At 37.8% G+C, this 1,784-nt stretch carries 1 protein-coding gene; it reads right to left on the bottom strand.

The features are described from left to right. Positions 1-403 precede the first annotated feature (403 nt). Positions 404-1,351, bottom strand: coding sequence for a phytanoyl-CoA dioxygenase family protein (locus F6K53_RS39765; RefSeq protein WP_293085517.1), 948 nt, complete (start codon positions 1,349-1,351; stop codon positions 404-406). Between the last annotated feature and the right edge of the window lie 433 nt (positions 1,352-1,784).

Genomic DNA, 1,784 nt, shown 5'->3' with positions numbered 1-1,784 from the left:
GAAGATACTAGCCCTCAAAAAGCTGGCGGCTGCCCCCATCAACTTATCTATCCTCAAAACCTGGGTCTTAACCTTAATCCGGGCTAATGGCTATGATTCAATAACCGAATTCATAGACAGTTTAGGGCATAATCTGACTTATTTGTTGTCTTTTTGTACTTAGTCTGACTTTATCTCCATTTTACTCTACTATGAAACAGCCCTGCTCCCAGGAGGGGAAGGCAAGAGGCAAGAGGTAAAAAATATTGTGTACCTCAATAAACTAATAAATTAATATATTTAGTATGAATAATTAAGAATTATACTTCATATTTTTTGTATCATTTTGATAACAATTTATAGCTTTTATCATAGCTATATCAGCATTCAGCTATCAGCTATCAGCTAATAGCTGATAGCTTACCTATTTACTACTGCCCAATCTACGTTTTAAGGTTACCTGCCATTCTCCAGGTATTAAAGCTTTGCCTAGGTTCGTGATCATTGCTTTAAGGGTCGGGTAAAATAGCTGGTTATATAAACTGATTAGTTCACCCATTGACATAGTTGCGATCGAAGTCTTAGCAAGAATTGGATATTTTCGCGGAATGCCAAATCCTAAGTAGTTTAAAATGTCTGGACTAGGGTTATCTATAAACCCGACATTGACTAGGTTTTGCTCTCCATGACCCAGATAATTCTCGTTAATTTGCTCAACCTGGAATTGAAAAATATTTCGCACATGATTTCTGTCTTGGAACGGGCGTGCTCGATGAAAACCGTGTAAATCAAAGATTATGAGGTCACCCTTCTTCATCTCAAACGTTCTGATATCCTTACGGTAATGCTTCTGAACCCAGGCATCGCTAATATACCTCTCGCTGTCATAGTTTGATGACCAAAGCTGGGAACCCTCAATATATTGAAATGGGCTGATGTTTTGCTCAGAAAGATAGATAATAAATATTAGACCAGGCATCTGGTGCTTAACAAAAACTTTACTATCTAATTGTTGATTATTGTCTGTGTGCCAGGGCATATTAAACCCTCGACGAGTCTGAGCAAATTGATGACTTATCAGCTGATATATTGCTGGTAAATATGAACGACAAATATCTAACACCTTTGGATAGGTAATCAAATCGTAGGCTGTTTTTGATCTGGTTAGACAATTGGACAAGAATTTTTGGTTGCCAGAATATACCACACCTATTTCATTTTTATTTACTGAAATATTATCAATATTGACTTCTTTTAAAAGCTGATCTGCTACTTTTAAATCAACTGCATTTTCTATAAAAAAGTAGCCTTTTTCCCTAATATTTTGAATAATTTTAGGGGTAGGAATGATATTGAGAGTGTTCAAATACATAAAAATACGTAATTGATACTAATTCTTTAAAAAAGCAATGTACCATAGAAATCAGAAAGGAAATTAAGATATTCAAGCTGCTGCTGGACTCACAATATCTGGTTGATAGTTTTATTAGAGGATATCTCCCAAGTTTTTTGATACTGAATTTTGCCCCCCTAGCCCCCCAATTCTGGGGGAAGAATCCATTGGCTGGTAAAAGTCCCCCAAAATTGGGGGACCAACGGGGGCTTGGATGTAGCAAATGAGACTTCTCAGACAACCTCTTAGATCCTTAGGCGTCTACCATTGTAGAATTACAGCGGTTTGCAATTGGGTGAGGTACAAATTCCTGGGTTTTAGGGAACAGACGAGAGGCACCCACCCCTAACCCCTCCCAGGAGGGGAAGGCAAGAGGCAAGAGGTAAAAAATCCTGTGTACCTCATTAGGATA

Source organism: Moorena sp. SIO4A1 (genome assembly GCF_010672065.1).
Taxonomy (GTDB): domain Bacteria; phylum Cyanobacteriota; class Cyanobacteriia; order Cyanobacteriales; family Coleofasciculaceae; genus Moorena.
This window is presented reverse-complemented; position numbering and strand designations above follow the sequence as displayed.